At 50.2% G+C, this 15,269-nt stretch carries 14 protein-coding genes; all 14 read right to left on the reverse strand.

Annotated elements, in window-relative coordinates; genetic code table 11:
* Positions 1-9: 9 nt before the first annotated feature.
* Complete coding sequence (locus MHB80_RS21560) at positions 10-540, reverse strand: GNAT family N-acetyltransferase (RefSeq protein ID WP_341278905.1); 531 nt, start codon at positions 538-540, stop codon at positions 10-12.
* Positions 541-748: 208 nt separating this feature from the next.
* Positions 749-1,924 (reverse strand): amidohydrolase, encoded by a 1,176-nt coding sequence (locus MHB80_RS21565; protein WP_341278906.1) that lies wholly within the window; start codon positions 1,922-1,924, stop codon positions 749-751.
* 89 nt (positions 1,925-2,013) lie between these two features.
* Positions 2,014-3,030, reverse strand: coding sequence for an LLM class flavin-dependent oxidoreductase (locus MHB80_RS21570; RefSeq protein WP_341278907.1), 1,017 nt, complete (start codon positions 3,028-3,030; stop codon positions 2,014-2,016).
* Between the two features lie 40 nt (positions 3,031-3,070).
* Positions 3,071-3,823: an amino acid ABC transporter ATP-binding protein gene (locus MHB80_RS21575; RefSeq protein WP_341278908.1), complete on the reverse strand. Its 753-nt coding sequence runs from the start codon at positions 3,821-3,823 to the stop codon at positions 3,071-3,073.
* Positions 3,820-4,530, reverse strand: a complete 711-nt coding sequence (locus MHB80_RS21580) for an amino acid ABC transporter permease (protein ID WP_341278909.1) — start codon at positions 4,528-4,530, stop codon at positions 3,820-3,822. The genes MHB80_RS21575 and MHB80_RS21580 overlap by 4 nt, the downstream gene beginning before the upstream one ends.
* A 5-nt stretch (positions 4,531-4,535) precedes the next feature.
* Positions 4,536-5,303: an amino acid ABC transporter permease gene (locus MHB80_RS21585; RefSeq protein ID WP_341278910.1), complete on the reverse strand. Its 768-nt coding sequence runs from the start codon at positions 5,301-5,303 to the stop codon at positions 4,536-4,538.
* A 48-nt stretch (positions 5,304-5,351) separates the two neighbouring features.
* Positions 5,352-6,212: a transporter substrate-binding domain-containing protein gene (locus tag MHB80_RS21590; RefSeq protein ID WP_341278911.1), complete on the reverse strand. Its 861-nt coding sequence runs from the start codon at positions 6,210-6,212 to the stop codon at positions 5,352-5,354.
* 230 nt (positions 6,213-6,442) lie between these two features.
* Positions 6,443-7,333, reverse strand: a complete 891-nt coding sequence (locus MHB80_RS21595) for a LysR family transcriptional regulator (RefSeq protein WP_341278912.1) — start codon at positions 7,331-7,333, stop codon at positions 6,443-6,445.
* Positions 7,334-7,569: 236 nt separating this feature from the next.
* Positions 7,570-8,235, reverse strand: coding sequence for a polysaccharide deacetylase family protein (locus MHB80_RS21600; RefSeq protein WP_341278913.1), 666 nt, complete (start codon positions 8,233-8,235; stop codon positions 7,570-7,572).
* Between the two features lie 162 nt (positions 8,236-8,397).
* On the reverse strand, positions 8,398-10,086 hold the full coding sequence (locus MHB80_RS21605) for an S-layer homology domain-containing protein (RefSeq protein ID WP_341278914.1): 1,689 nt from the start codon (positions 10,084-10,086) through the stop codon (positions 8,398-8,400).
* Positions 10,087-10,408: 322 nt separating this feature from the next.
* Positions 10,409-10,837, reverse strand: coding sequence for an L-fucose mutarotase (gene fucU, locus MHB80_RS21610; protein ID WP_056043218.1), 429 nt, complete (start codon positions 10,835-10,837; stop codon positions 10,409-10,411).
* A gap of 28 nt (positions 10,838-10,865) precedes the next feature.
* Positions 10,866-12,392 (reverse strand): rhamnulokinase family protein, encoded by a 1,527-nt coding sequence (locus MHB80_RS21615; protein ID WP_341278915.1) that lies wholly within the window; start codon positions 12,390-12,392, stop codon positions 10,866-10,868.
* Between the two features lie 39 nt (positions 12,393-12,431).
* Positions 12,432-13,091, reverse strand: coding sequence for a class II aldolase/adducin family protein (locus tag MHB80_RS21620; protein ID WP_341278916.1), 660 nt, complete (start codon positions 13,089-13,091; stop codon positions 12,432-12,434).
* A 194-nt stretch (positions 13,092-13,285) separates the two neighbouring features.
* Complete coding sequence (locus MHB80_RS21625; RefSeq protein ID WP_341278917.1) at positions 13,286-15,076, reverse strand: L-fucose isomerase; 1,791 nt, start codon at positions 15,074-15,076, stop codon at positions 13,286-13,288.
* Positions 15,077-15,269: the final 193 nt, after the last annotated feature.

Consider the following 15,269-nt stretch of genomic DNA (forward strand, 5'->3'; position numbering starts at 1 on the left):
GAATGTTTATTAAGACAATAATGCCGTTTCCTGAAGCTGCAGCTTGTAGCATTTCACCAAAACATCGCCATTGTACATTTCCTTATCCGTTGCCCGTTCAAAGCCAAGCCGCTCATAAAGCTTAATGGCAGACGCCATTAAATCAGAGGTGTGCAGATGCAGCGTGGAAGCCCCAAGCGCGAGCGAACGGCGAATGCTTTCCTTGATCAGCTCTGTCGCCACGCCAAGCCCGCGGGCCTCTGGCGCTACCCCAAGCAAGCGAATAATCGGTGAATCGATTTGCAGCTCTGGACGCCCATAGGCGGTAGTCGACGAAGTGAACAGCAGCACACTGCCGACGATCTCCCCATTCACCTCCGCAACTATGCGCGCCTGGGGTCCTTCCTTATCAACCGATTCAATAATAGAAGCCTTATAATCGGCCCAGCGATCGGGTGACATAACAGCCTCGTACTGCGAATAAGCAGCTACGACGATGCGCAAAATCGCCTCGCGGTCTTCCGCTACCGCATCCCGAACTTCAACTTTGATATTCGCCACACTATACACACCTTTCGCATGATTTTTATCGGAATTATAGAATAAAAAGAGCCTTGAGCGCTTCATCTATAAGATGACGTCTAGGAGCCCTTTTGTTAAAATATAGGAATTTATAAGTTTCATTCTTATAACCAGCCTATATTTCTCGGACTGAAACGCGCCGCGCCGACTAAGGCCGGCGACGGCCGTTTCACCTTATTCGCTTCGTTTATTGCTTATTCGTTTCACCGAACGGCTCCAAATAAAGGCTGGCCAGATTGGCGAAATAAGCAGCGGTCAGCGGCAGCGCCTGCTCATCGATATCGAAAGCCGGATGATGCCATTCCTGCGGGCCCGCTGTTCCCATGAAAAAAAACAAACCCGGCACTTGCTTCTGATAAAAAGCGAAATCCTCTCCGGCAGAAGACGGAAGCGGCTCTACGACCTGCAGCAACGTTTCGTGAGCTGCTGCGACTGCTGCTTCTACTAAAGCCGGGTCATTTTGAACCGCTGGCGGCCCTTTAATCCAGCGCACCGTCGCAGTTGCGCCGAACGCTGCTGCTACATTTTCCACCACCTGCTTGAAACGTTCCAGCACATGCTGCCTCACCTGCTCATCAAAGGTGCGAATCGTCCCGTCGAAGACAGCCTTTTCCGCTATGACATTCCAAGCGGTTCCGCTTTGAATGCGCGTCACGCTAACGACCGCGCTCAGCAGCGGGCTGACATTGCGGCTGACGATCGATTGCAGCGCCGTCACAATATGCGCCGCCGTCACAATCGGATCAATGCTTGCTTCCGGCACAGCCGCATGGCTGCCTTTGCCCGTCACCTCAACAACAAAACCATCGGCTGCTGCCATTATCGGTCCCGGCTTTATGCCAATCGTCCCGACGGGCAGATCCGGCTTATTATGAATGCCATAAATCGCCCCTACACCTTCAAGCGCGCCGCTTGCAATGACCACCTGTGCGCCTGTCGCCTTCTCCTCAGAAGGCTGAAAAATAAGGCGCACCGTTCCCGCCAGCGTCTCCTCGCGCTGCTTGAGCAGCAAAGCTGCACCGATGAGCGAAGCGGTATGATAATCATGCCCGCAAGCATGCATTTTTCCCGCCACTTGCGATGCATAAGGCAGCCCCGTCTCCTCTTGGATCGGCAGTGCATCAATATCGGCCCGCAAAGCCAGAACAGGCCCGCTGCGTTTGCCGCCTACTTCGGCGACTACACCCGTTTTCAGCCCATAATCGACGATGCGAATGCCCGCTTCCGTAAGCCAGCCTTGAATCGCCTTCGTCGTGGCGAACTCTTCATTTGATAATTCGGGATGCTGGTGCAGCTGGCGCCGTATTTCAATCAGCTTTGCGCCTAGCTGCTGCGTCCTCTCCGCCGCCTGTGTATCCGCCATGCCAAGTCCTCCCCCGCATCGTGCTTTCGCTCCAGCCTATTCATGCTGCCTGCCCTACTACTTGCCTTTCACAGTCCACTTTAAACCTTCTAGCTTTCTACAGCAAGCTCAGCGAAAGCTTCCGATAGCAGCTCATAGGAATGAATTCTAGCTTCAAAATCCTTAACCGCCGTCGTTATAATAAACTCATTGACGTGATGCTTCTCCTGCCATTCCAGCAGCCGCCTCCGAACGGTCTCCTTCGAGCCTTTCGTAATTTCGGCTTCCTTCACTTCAACCCTATAAGGCTGGCCCGATTGTCTGCCGAATTCTTCCGCCTGTTCGACGGTTCCGACCGTTAGCGTCTTGCCATTTTCCAAATGAATTTTAACGTTTTTATGATCAGAGGCCAGCAGTGCTGCCTCCTCATCGGTATTAGCGGCAATGAGCGACAGCGCCAAAATCGCCTGCGGCTGCTTGCCTTTATCCGAGCGGAACTCCGCATGATAAGCGGTCAGCGCCTCTTCCGCGATAGCTGCATCACTGTTAATAAATTGGGCAAACACATACGGGTAACCGGCTTCAGCTGCCAGCTTCGCACTGGCTACACTGGCACCAAGCACATAGATTTCGGCTGGCTGCTCTGGCACAGGGGAAGCCTGCAGCCCAGCCAGCTCATGCTCCGCGGGCAGCGTATTTTTCACAAAATGCTCTAATTCCACCAGCTTATCCTGCAGCGACTGCTCCTGTGAAATGCCTTTCTGCAAAGCCTGCGTGGAACGCGGCAGCCCGCCCGGCGCGCGGCCGATTCCTAGATCGACACGGCCTGGAGCAAGTGTCGCCAGCAAATTAAAGTTTTCCGCTACTTTATAAGGGCTATAATGCTGGAGCATAATACCGCCTGAGCCAATGCGAATACTTTTTGTTTGAGCAAGCAAAAACGAAATCAGCACCTCAGGCGAGGAGCCGGCAACTTGCGCCGAATCATGATGCTCGGATACCCAGAAGCGGTTGTAGCCGAGCTGCTCCGCCTTTTTCACCAGTGTGAGTGTATTTTGAAAAGCCTCTGCCGGCGTGCTGCCAGGAAAAACAGGGCTTTGGTCTAAAATGCTAAGCTTAATCGCCATTTTCATTCTCTCCCATCGTCGGTTGCCTTGCAACGCTCGTTTATATGCTATAGCTAGGTTCCGGCGCGATTCGCTTCAGAAACTGCTTGGTCCGTTCTTCCTTCGGCTTGCCGAACAGCTCGCTCGGCTTGCCTTCTTCGACGATAACACCACCGTCCATAAAGACGACATGGCTTGCGACATCGCGGGCAAAGCCCATTTCATGCGTGACGACGATCATCGTAATGCCTTCTCCAGCGATTTTGCGAATGACATCAAGCACCTCGCCAACAAGCTCCGGATCAAGCGCCGACGTCGGCTCATCGAACAAAATCACTTCCGGGTTCAGCGCAAGCGCCCGGGCGATACCTACCCGCTGCTGCTGTCCGCCGGATAGCTCGCTTGGGTAAGCGTCAAGCTTCGCCGCAAGCCCTACCTTCTCCAGCATTTGCGTGCTGCGCCGCCTTGCTTCGTCTTTGGGCAGCTTTTGCACAATGAGCAGCCCTTCCATGACGTTTTCCAGCGCCGTCTTATGCTTGAATAAATTGTAATGCTGGAACACCATAGCCGAGCGCTGGCGCAGATTATGAATATCTTTTTTCCCTGCTGCCTTGAAGTCCAGCTCGAAATCCCCAATGCGGATTTGCCCATTATCGGGCTTCTCCAAATAATTGATGCAGCGCAGCAAGGTTGTTTTACCCGACCCGCTTGGGCCTAATATGACAACGACCTCGCCTTTTTCCACCGTCAGATCGATGGATTGAAGCACCTGATTTTTCCCAAACGACTTGGAAATCTGCTTCAGTTCAATCATGCTACGCCACCTCGATTGTATTTATTAATTCTCCGCTCCAGCCAAGCTGTAGCCTGCTCGATTAATATGGTCATGCCCCAGAACAGCACCGCTGCTGCAATGTAGGCTTCAAGAAACTTCCAGTTTGTGGCAGCGACAATTTGCGCTTGGGCATTGATTTCAACAACAGATACGGTAAAAGCGAGCGTTGAACCGTGCAGCATGCCAATCAAATTGTTGGATAGATTCGGCAAGCAGACGGCGAGCGCCTGCGGCAGTACGATACGGCGCAGCGCCTGCGGCGTCGTCATTCCAATGGAATAAGCGGCCTCCATCTGTCCGCGGTTCACCGCAAGAATGCCTGCGCGTACAACCTCCGACATATAGGCGCCTGCAGTAATCGAGAAAGAAATATAAGCAAATCCGATTAACGGAATAACCGTTGAATTAAAGCCAAGTCCGAGTGCGCTTGCCAGCCCATCGATTATGATCGGAAGGCCGAAATAGATAAGCAGCAAATGCATAAGCATCGGCGTACCACGAATGAATAACACATAAGCGCTAGCCAGCGGGTATAGAACCGGAATGCGATAAATACGAATAAGGGCAATTGCTGTACCAATAATGAAACCGACGAACACCGAGACGATGGTAATATAAAGGGTATTCGGCAGCGCCTTGAACAAGCTGAGAAAGGCCGTCCATATAAATCCAGGGTCTAGTGACATCAGGCTCAGCCTCCTTTCTCAAAGCGCGCGATGAGCGTCCGCTTCCACAGCCTTCTTTTACCATAACGCTCCGCCGGTTCGGCCACTTGTTTCTCATGACGCAGCAGCCTGCGCTCTAAATAATGGAAGGTCCGCTCCAATATCGTGCTGATTACAAAATAAATAAGGGACAAAGCAATGTAGGTTTCGATAAAATGCTGAGTTGCCGAGGCTAGCGTCTGCGACTTGCCCGTCATTTCCATGGCGCCCAGCGTGAACGCCAGCGACGTGTCCTTCAGGTTGCCAATGACGAGATTCGCCAAAATCGGGATCGATATCGCCAGCGCCTGCGGCAGTACAATTCGGGTAAACGCCTGATAGCCGCTCATTCCAATCGCATAGGCCGCCTCTACCTGCCCACGATCCACCCCATTGACCGCCGCCCGAATCGCCTCAGATATAAAAGCGCCACTATGGAGAGCATAAGCCAAAATAACGAAAACGAGCACATTGGCCCGTGATACATCGATATGAACCAGCTTAAGCAATTCCGGAAGGCCGTAATAAATGAGAAAGAGCTGAATCAATATGGGCGTTCCGCGGAAAAAGGATACATACACCTGCGAAAACCGCTGCAATACGGGAGTTTTGTAAAGCCGGGGCAGCGCGATTATAAAACCAACCACGATGCCCAGCAAAATGGATGCAGCTACAATAAACAAGGTGATATGCAGGTAAGACAGCAATTTGGGTATGAAATCTAGCAAGTAATGAATATCAAATTTTCTGCCCATAGGTTTCCCTCCGTCTTACACCCTTGACCAGCAAGTTAGTAGCACCATTTATTTTTTTACAACTTCATCAAGCGGTTTTGTGTAGTCTTCGCCAAGCCACTCTACGCTCAGCTTCGACAGCGTTCCGTCTGCTTTAACCTCTTTAATTGCTGCATCCAGCTTGTCTGCCAGCTCCTGGCTGTCTTTCCGAAGCACGAACAGCACGTCGGATTGAATGAGCGGGTCGCCTACCGTTTTCATCGCAGGTTTGCCATCTGTGTCAGGGTAGAACGGAAGCGAGAAGTCAGTAGCAAGCGTTGCATCTACGCGGCCGCTTTTGAGCAAGGCAATTCGGTCGTTGGCAGCGCCGCTGGAGTAAACAATTTCATACGGATTGTTGTGATCCTTGTTGTATTGCTCCAGGAAAAAGGCCTGATTGCTCGTTGGCGATGTGAACACTTTTTTGCCTGTCAAATCGTCGATTGAATGAATCGTCGTATTGTCTCTGTACACTGCGATTTTGGAAAGGAAAATGCTGTACGGCTCTTTATTAAAAAGGAATTTGGCCTCACGCTCTGGATTTTTCTCCATTTGGTGAGCGACAAAATCGATTTTTTTCGTCTCAAGGCTTAGCAGCAAGCTTGAAAATTCTTGTGTTTGGAATTCAAACTCATATTCCGGAAGGCGTTTATCGATTTCTCTAACCAGCTCAACGTCGAAGCCTGTCAGCTTGCCGTCCTCATCGATAAAGCATACATTCGGGAACTGGGTACCCGTGCCGACAATAATTTTCTTCACTTCCTGAGCCGGGCTAGCACTTGCCCCTGCACCGCTGTTTGCTGTTTCATTCGCGCCATTATTTGCAGCTCCGCACGCCGTCAGCGTAAAGGACAATACCAGCAGCGTAGCTAAAAAAGTTCTTTTTTTCATAAAAATCGTTCCCCCATATTTTCTCGTTTTTTATAAATACTATAAAACCTATAATTCCTACCTACTAAGTAAGAATTGTTCTGTCACTAATTTATCATCCGCCCAGCAAACCGTCAATGCCTCGGATAATAGGGTTTTTCTATACTCTTATCTAAACATTCGATAGGTCGGCTTCAGGGCAGCTCTGTTCGTATGTCGAATTTTCTCGTTTTATGTTTTACGTTTTACGTTTACGCCCCGCTGACGAAAGGCAGTGCTTTGACAAGCTTCACCAAGCTTTCGAAAAAAGGACTGCTCTCCCCGTTAAGCATAATCAGGTTCGTATCCAGCGACAGTCCCTCCACTTCCGGAATCGTAATCGGGAAAAGCTGGCCAGCCTGAACCTCGTCATAGGCAGACAGACTTGGCAGGAAGCAGATCCCCAGCTTTTGCAGCACGAGCCTCTTCGCGGTTTCCAAATTATCTGTGTGGCAGGACATTTCCGGCGGTTCATTAAGCGATTCAAAAACCCGCTGAAGCCTTACCCAGTCCAGCGCTCCACATTCAAAAAACACCAGCGGCTGGTTGCCTATCGCCCTTAGCGTAATCTGCTTTTCTTTCAGAAAAGGGTGGCCCTCATACACATGCAGCCGAATGGCGTCATCCAGCAGCTTAACCGAGCGTAAGCCGGGATGGGTCGTTTGACGGACAAAGCCGATATCGACCTCTTTGCTGAGCACCTTTTCCACAATATCATCCGTCGGAGCGGTCACCGTCTTGAAGCGAATGCCAGGATGCTTCTCCTTCAGCGCTGGCAGCAGCCTCGGCACCAAATAATTTGCCGTTGACACAGTACAGCCAATTCTCAGCTGGGCAGGCATCTCCTGCTTCTGATGCAGCTGTTTGCGACCCTTTTCCAGCGTCTGCAAAATTTGCTGGGCGTACGGCAGGAACCGCTTGCCTTCCTCGGTCAATTGAATTTGCTTGCCCATGCGGTCGAACAGCTTGCAATCAAGCTCCCGCTCCAGCGACTGAATTCTCGCCGTTACGGACGGCTGGGAAAGAAATAGGCTTTCCGCAGCCTTATTAAAGCTGCCGTAGTAAATGACATAGACGAATGCTTCTATATTTTCGATATTCACCGGGAGGGCCTCCTCGCAAAATACAACTTAACCAACTTGTTAACTTGGAATTATGTTGTGATAATGGTAATCCACATCTACCTAGGTGTCAATGGGCGAAAGAGAAATAAATATCCCCATAGCCGGACCATTCATCGCCCGCGGTTTTGTGGATGCAAGAAAAACGGACACCTCGCGGGTGTCCGTCATTGGAGTTACTATGATCCGATAAAAACGGAAGGCCCTGAGCTTCAGGCCTATCCTTCTAACTCCTCTGGGCTCATCGTCAGACCGCTCTCATCCGGATCGGCCATATCCAGCAGTTCACTGGTGGTGACAAAACGATAGCCTTCTGCAGCCAGTTCTTCCACCAGCACCCGAACCGCTTCTATGGTCTGGGAACGGTCCCCGTACCCGTCATGAAACAGCAAGATACTGCCGGGCGCGATCGCCTGCCGTGTATGCTCCAGAATATAATCAACGCCTGGCGTTTCCCAGTCCTTGGCCGCTCCATTTACCGTGCCGATTGACCGGTATCCGTACTCTGCAGCCAGAGACAGAATGCTGTCATTCACGCCAAAGAATGGCGGTCTGAAGCTACGTACCTGTTGCCCTGTAACCTTCCGCATAAGGACATCTGTTCGCTGCAGCTCCCCACTAGCTTCCTCCAACGTCAGTTCAGTAAGGTCTGGATGGGAATATGTATGATTCCCGAGCTCGTGGCCCTCCTGATGCACAACGGCCGCCATTTCTGGATGCGCTTCCATCTCCTGACCAATCATAAAAAAGGTTGCTCGTCCTCCCACACTGCGAAAAATATCAAGCAATTGGCTCGTATATACCGGATTCGGACCATCATCAAATGTGAAGGCCACTACCTTTTCCCTTACAGAAACCTGATGTATCATGGATAATTTGTTCATGAAATGACCGACTCCTCTTCATAATTATAACTTGTCCACTCTCTATCATTTTGACAGAAACAGAATGATTTCGCATCCTCATTTGGAAGACTCCCCACATCTATACCTTGGTAATCTTCAGCACACCCTAGGTGCAGCTATGTCAGAGTATCACGATGCAGTTTAGGTAACTTGACCTGAAATTTGTCCGTACAATCGGACGATCGTAATTATGCTCATCTCTCTTGTATAATGAGACTTTGGGCTAAAATTATTATTCCCTGTGCCTTTCATGACTTCATGTCTTATGCAAAAATAAACTGATTCTTCCGCCCACACAGCTATTTGATTATGGTCGGTGAAGGATTTATTGGAATCTACCCTATTCTCGCTGCCTATTCCGAGAAATTTTGACGTTTTCATTAAAATAAGTGACGCTTGTTCTCTAGTTATAAGACCATTTGGATTAAACCTACCATCTCCAACTCCAGTAATAATACCGAATGCAGCAATACTTAAAATGTTATTGTCGTCTGTATCATTAAAGGGCTCTGCCAATTTCAAGCCTTTCTCATTGATGATCGTATCTAATTTCTTGCCTGTTGTTGTTTCTATTAATGGGACAATTAAGGATATAAATTCGCCTCGTGTTATATTTTTTTCATATCCAGATTGCATCGACAAAGGTAATAGTTTATTTTTAATCGCAAAAGATACATCGTCTTTGGCCCAAACCGACGGAAAGGAAGCCGTCGTATAAGGGATTGCGACGTTATCCATTATCTGAATAGGTGTAGGATGAGGATCGTAATCGAATGTGTCAAGAGCTAATTCTCCCACACCATTAGATCCTGAGCCCATCAGGGTACCATCGGATTTTAATGCGAACGTAAAAGCCGCTTTTGCCGTAATATCTATGACATCATCGAGAACTTTCTGAGGTGTATAGCGCGACTCTGTTGAGCCATCCCCTAACTGTCCTTCTTGATTACCGCCCCAGGTCCATAGACTATGATCCTTTTTAATGACAGCTATGTGGTTGCGTCCATCGACCTTTATAACATCACTCATAAGCTTAACAGGTGTAAACTGTGCCTTCACTATACTTTGACTTCCATCAGCATAGGGCTTAAACGCCCACGTCTCTACTTTACCTGTAAATAGGAGACCGTCTTCATTCTCGCCCCAACCCCAAAGGGTGCTGTCCTTCTTAATTGCAAATGCGTTACTGCCAATCCCGTGAACACTTTTTACATCCATCATTATTTTAACTGGTGCGATTATATCAACCTCTTGCGTCTTAATTCCTAATCCGCCAGAATAGTTATCTCCCCATCCCCAGAGTGAGTCATCCTCTTTCAACGCATAATAGCAATTAAGATTTGCACTGATTTGTTTTACTCCAGACATAACTTGTTTGAAACTCTTATTGTCTGCATATACTGGCTTTACCCAAACGGTTCCGTCTGTTTTCAGTACTAACACTTGATCGTACGAAGCAGTAGCTTCTCGAACCCCCTCCATTACTTTAATGGGTTTTGTAACGCCTTGGTCGTTTTCATCACTTTGTATAGACCATAGACTGTGATCTGATTTAATGGCAAAACTACTCCACCAATTCCCATATACGGCTATGACATCATCCATTAATTTGGATTTGCTTGCTCGTTGAGGAGATTGATCACCTCTAGAATCATTAAATGTGCCCTTTCCCCAATACCATAGACTCCCATCTTTTTGGATTGCAAGTACACGTCCGTTGGCACTAGCAATCGTATCCCCGAATTTTCTTTCTGCCGCGATTACATTAGAAGGAACTAGAGAGAAAAAAAGCGATACAGTAATAAGACATCCCAATAATCCTTTTAACATAATTGAAACCTACTCCTTCGAAATATACTTGATCCATCAAACAGACCTATTTATTATTACATATATTGGAACATTTGAATACTACAAAAATGGTCCCTTTCATAATGGCATGATTTTTTTCTCTTCCCTCCTCTTATAGGCTTCTCAAATGCTTATTTCTTACTCAACTCGTTATGTGCATCCTGAGAAATAATTTGCAAATACAAAAAGCAAAAACTATTCCTCCAATTAACTACTCCTGACATGCATATAGGCTTTCCCAACAAAAAAACGGCACAGAATGTAACGAAACATTCCCGTGCCGTTTTGACGCCTGAATAGGCTATTTAATAACGCCTTTTTTCAAAATAATATTCGCATACAGCGCCTGCTCGCCAGTTGCCACAATGGCATAAGCCTTCTTCGCCCGCTCATAGAAAGCGAAGCGCTCCACTTCCTCAGGCTTCTCGCGTACGGGCGTATGCTGCTCTATAATGAGCTGATACTGCTCCCAGATTGGCGTCTGTACCGTATCGCCAGGAACAACCTGCATGAGCGCCGCCGGGCGCTCCACATATTGGTCCAGCGGAAACAGCGGCAATATCGCTTCCAGCAGCTCCGGAATGCCGTGCCCGTCCGCCCGGACAACGCGCTGCGCGTGGCTCATGACCGGGAAATTGCCGTCGGCCAGCACGATTTCGTCGCTGTGGCCCATTTCCATTAATATTTTCAGAAGCTCTGGTGAAATTAATTTGGATATCCCATGCAGCACCTTAAACACTCCCTTAGTATGATTGAAATTAAGACTTCACCTGTAAAGCGACTAACCGCTGGTAAGCTTCGTAAGCCTGCTCCCACACTTGCTGCTCCACTGGCTCCGGCTCATAGGCATCCACCTCAAACGATGCCGCCGCTAGCTGCCGCGCCTCCTGCAAATCCGCACATTCCCCTTGGGCAATGAGCTGCACGAGCATATTGCCGATTGCACTCGCTTCGACTGGGCCTGCCCATACCGAGCGGCCAAGCGCATTGGCCGTAAAGCGGCAGAGCAGCTTGTTCTGTATGCCGCCGCCAACCATGTGCAGACCAGAATACACTTCTCCGGTTAGCTGCTCCATCTGCTCCAGCGCGTAACGGTATTTCAGCGCCAGACTTTCAAGAATGCATCTTGCGATTTCGCCCCGCGACTGCGGTACAGGCTGCCCCGTCTCCTCGCAATATTGCTGCACCTTCCCAATCATGCTGGACGGGCTGTAAAAACGCAAATCATCCGGGTGAATCAGGCTGCGGAATGGCTCCGCCTGCTCTGCCTCCACTACAAGCTGCGCGAATGAAAGCTCTTGCCCTTGCGATTCCCATTCGCGGTGGCATTCCTGCAAAATCCACAGGCCCATAATATTTTTGAGCAGCTGATAGGTCCCGCCGACTCCGCCTTCATTGGAAAAATCGAGCGCCAGCGCCTCTGGCGTCAGCAGCGGACTCGCAAGCTCGGTGCCGAGCAGCGACCACGTGCCGCATACCAAATAGGCAAAAGCTTTCCCGCCTGCCGCTGGCACAGCAGCAACCGCTGATTCCGTATCATGCGTGCCTACGGCAATCGCTTCAATCGGCGGTACAGCCAGCTCTTCGCATACTTCCGGTGTAAGCGTCCCAATGCGCTGTCCCGGATGAATCGGCGCAAGAAACAGCTTCGCTGGAATGCCGAGCTGCTGCATAAGCGGCTCATTCCACTGCTGCCGCTCGGGATGAAACAGCTGCGTCGTAGTCGCCATCGTAAATTCACATACCTTCTTGCCTGTCAAAAAATAAACGAGCAAATCCGGTGTCAGCAGCAGCGTCTCGGCGGCCGCCAGCTTGGGCGAGCCTGCCTTGCTCATCGCATACAGCTGATAAATCGTATTAAAGGGCATGAACTGGAGTCCACCCTGCTGGTACTGCTCCTCTCGGCTCAGCAGCTGCTCTACCTCTTCGATCAAGCCTTCCGTCTGCGGATCACGGTAATGATACGGATTGCCCAGCAGCTCGCCTTGCGAATCCAGCAGGCCAAAGTCCACTCCCCATGTATCCACGCCAAAGGTGGCCGGCTGATAGCCCTGCTGGAATGCCTTGCGAATGGCAGCCTTCATCTCCTGCAGCAGACGCAAAATATCCCAGTGCAAATGCTGTCCTACTTGTACCGCATAGTTGGGAAAACGATGAAGCTCGGTCACCTCTAGCTTGCGCTTGCCCTCTGCATGCACAGCAAGCTTGCCGATTAGCGCCCTGCCGCTGCTTGCGCCCAGATCAAAGGCAAGCACGGTCGCCGCCGTCTTCGCTGCATTTGCCATCCCTGCATTCCTCCTCTGCCTAGCGGATTCAACGCAAAACTACTGCATTTTTTGCAGCAGCAAAATGCGGTAGGCCTCGCTCTCCAGCGATGCGATTTCTTCAAATTCTTCCGTCGTCAGCACTTTAGGCTCTTTTATGGCTTTGGCGATCAGGAAGATTTTTGCGCTTTCCTCTACAACCTCCGTGCGGTAGTAGGCTTCACGCAGGTTGCGTCCTGTCGTTACCAGTCCATGATTGCCTAGCAGAATCGAGCTCGCAGCATTCACTTTCTCCACTAGCGCATCAGCGAGCTTATCTGTAGTAGGCAGAACATATGGAATATATACCGTCTTGCCTACAAGCGCGGCCTGATCGGGGAACATAATCGGCAGCTCCTGCTCCACAAGTGTAAAAGCGATGCAATAAGGCGGATGCGTATGCACGATGGCTCCGATATTCGGGTTCGCACGGTAAGCATATAGATGCATCAGCACCTCGGACGATGGACGGAAGCCCGTATCCGTTACGGCTCCAGTCTCAATATCGACCTCTACCCACTGCTCCGGCTCAATTTCATCCAGTGCAAAGCCGCTCGGAGAAAGATACATTTTGCCCTCATGCTTCGCACTAATGTTGCCGCCTGGACCAACCACCAGACGGTTCGCTACCGTCTTTTTTGCGTATTTACATAGTTCCTCTCTAATTTCCATGCTGCTCATTTCTCTATTCCTCCTCTTTCTGATTGAACCCATGAAGCTGCCGCCCCAAATGATCGGAACGGCAGCTTGTAGATGACTCATTCAATTATTCAAAATATAAGAATTTATAAGTTTTTCACGTATAAATAGGCTTATATTTCTCGGACTGAAACGCGCCGCGCCGCCAGAGGACGGAGGGCAACCGTTTCACCTTGTTATTTATACAATGGCCCGAAGTTGTCGCAAGCGCGGTAATCTGCGCTTTCCGCATTACTCGTGCCGAACAGGCCCCAAGCGCGTGGACGGAACAGCTTTTCCTCTGCCACATTGTGCATATTGACTGGAATACGCAGCATCGACGCAAGTGTAATTAAATCCGCGCCAATATGCCCGTAGCTGATAGAGCCATGATTTGCGCCCCATTGGTCCATCACTTCATAAACGCTGCGGAATGCACCGCTGCCTGTCAAAATCGGAGCGAACCACGTCGTCGGCCAAGTCGGATCTGTCCGTTTGTCGAGTACATCATGAACGCCTTCTGGCAGATCAATCGAATAACCTTCGGCAATTTGCAGAACGGGACCAATGCCCTTAACCAAATTGATTCGGGACATCGTCATCGGCATGCCGCCGCGGGTCAAATAGTCGGAGGAATAGCCGCCGCCGCGGAAATACTCGACCGATGCCGGACGCCACGACGTTGCTTTCAGGCAATCCGCCGCCTCCTGCTCAGAAATTTCCCAATGCGGCTTAAGCGCAGGCTTGCCCTCCAACTGCTGCTCGCCTGTGCCATCAAGCGTCGCCGAACCGGAGTTGATTAGGTGCAAAATACCGCCCGCTGCATGGCCTTCCAGCTTATGGCCCGTTACGCGCTCTACCGAATCAGGACTCCAATACGTCCGCACATCGGCGAAAATTTGCGCCGTATTCGTCAGCAAATTGCCGAACAGCATCGCAACGCCGTTCAAGCTGTCATTTTCCGTTGCTACCGTGTAAGGTGCGCGGATGCCGTTCCAGTCGAACGAGGAGTTAAGCAGCGTTTCCATGAAATCGCCGTTTGGAAAATGATCCGTCCATTGCCGCTGCCCCTGGAAGCCGGATACGATCGCATTGTGGCCCATCGCCTCTTCCCCAAAGCCAAGCTCAGCAAGACGCGGATTGCCGACCATCAGGTCACGGGCAATCATCGTCATTTTCACAACGGTTTCCCAATCCTTGTCCTTCTGCTCTCTGGAGGTCTGGATTTGCGCTGGATTGTTGTCTGCTCCCTCTGGACAGTTTTCCTTCACCCATGCGAGCGCACGGGCAAATTCTTCACCATCATAAACTTCCTCTTCGAAGCGGCGGACGAATTCCGACATATCCACATACTCGGTACGCATGCCCAAATATTCTTGGAAAAAAGCATCGCTTACGATCGAGCCCGCGATTCCCATGGATACGGAGCCCATCGACAAATACGCTTTGCCTCGCATATAAGCTACAACAAGACCCGCTTTCGCGAAGCCCAGCAGCTTGCCCTTCACATCTTCAGGGATGCTCGTGTCGCCAGAATCCTGTACTTCCTCGCCATAAATGCCGAAGGCCGGAAGGCCCTTCTGTGCATAGCCGGATAGTACAGCGGCCAAATATACGGCGCCTGGACGCTCTGTGCCGTTAAAGCCCCAAACCGCTTTCGGAATGGACGGGTCCATATCCATCGTCTCGGTGCCATAACACCAGCATGGCGTTACGGTGATGGATACGCCTACGCGCTCGCGGGCAAATTTGTCCGTGCAAGCTGCCGCTTCCGCTACGCCGCCGATGCAGCTGTCCGCAATGACGCATTCAACCGGCTGACCGTTCGGATAACGCAAATGCTCGCCGATGAGCGCCGCTACTGATTTTGCCATATTCATCGTCTGTTCTTCGAGCGATTCGCGAACGCCCTTACGGCGTCCATCGATCGTAGGACGAATACCTATTTTAGGGAAACCGCTTTCAAAACGATGCTTTTCTTGTGTCACTATTATCCCTCCAATACAAGCGTAAACGGCTTTTGCCATCCTCTGGCGGCAAAGCTTCCGTTTCGTGGGTGAAATATAAGTGCATAACCAGCTGCTTGAGTTAGTATTGAGTTATCGGTAACTCTAATTTATCAAGCTTGAGGGTTGCTGTCAATGGCTCTCTTTTGTAAGATGGTAGAATACAAAACGATTG

The organism is Paenibacillus sp. FSL H8-0537 (genome assembly GCF_038051995.1).
Taxonomy (GTDB): Bacteria; Bacillota; Bacilli; order Paenibacillales; family Paenibacillaceae; genus Pristimantibacillus.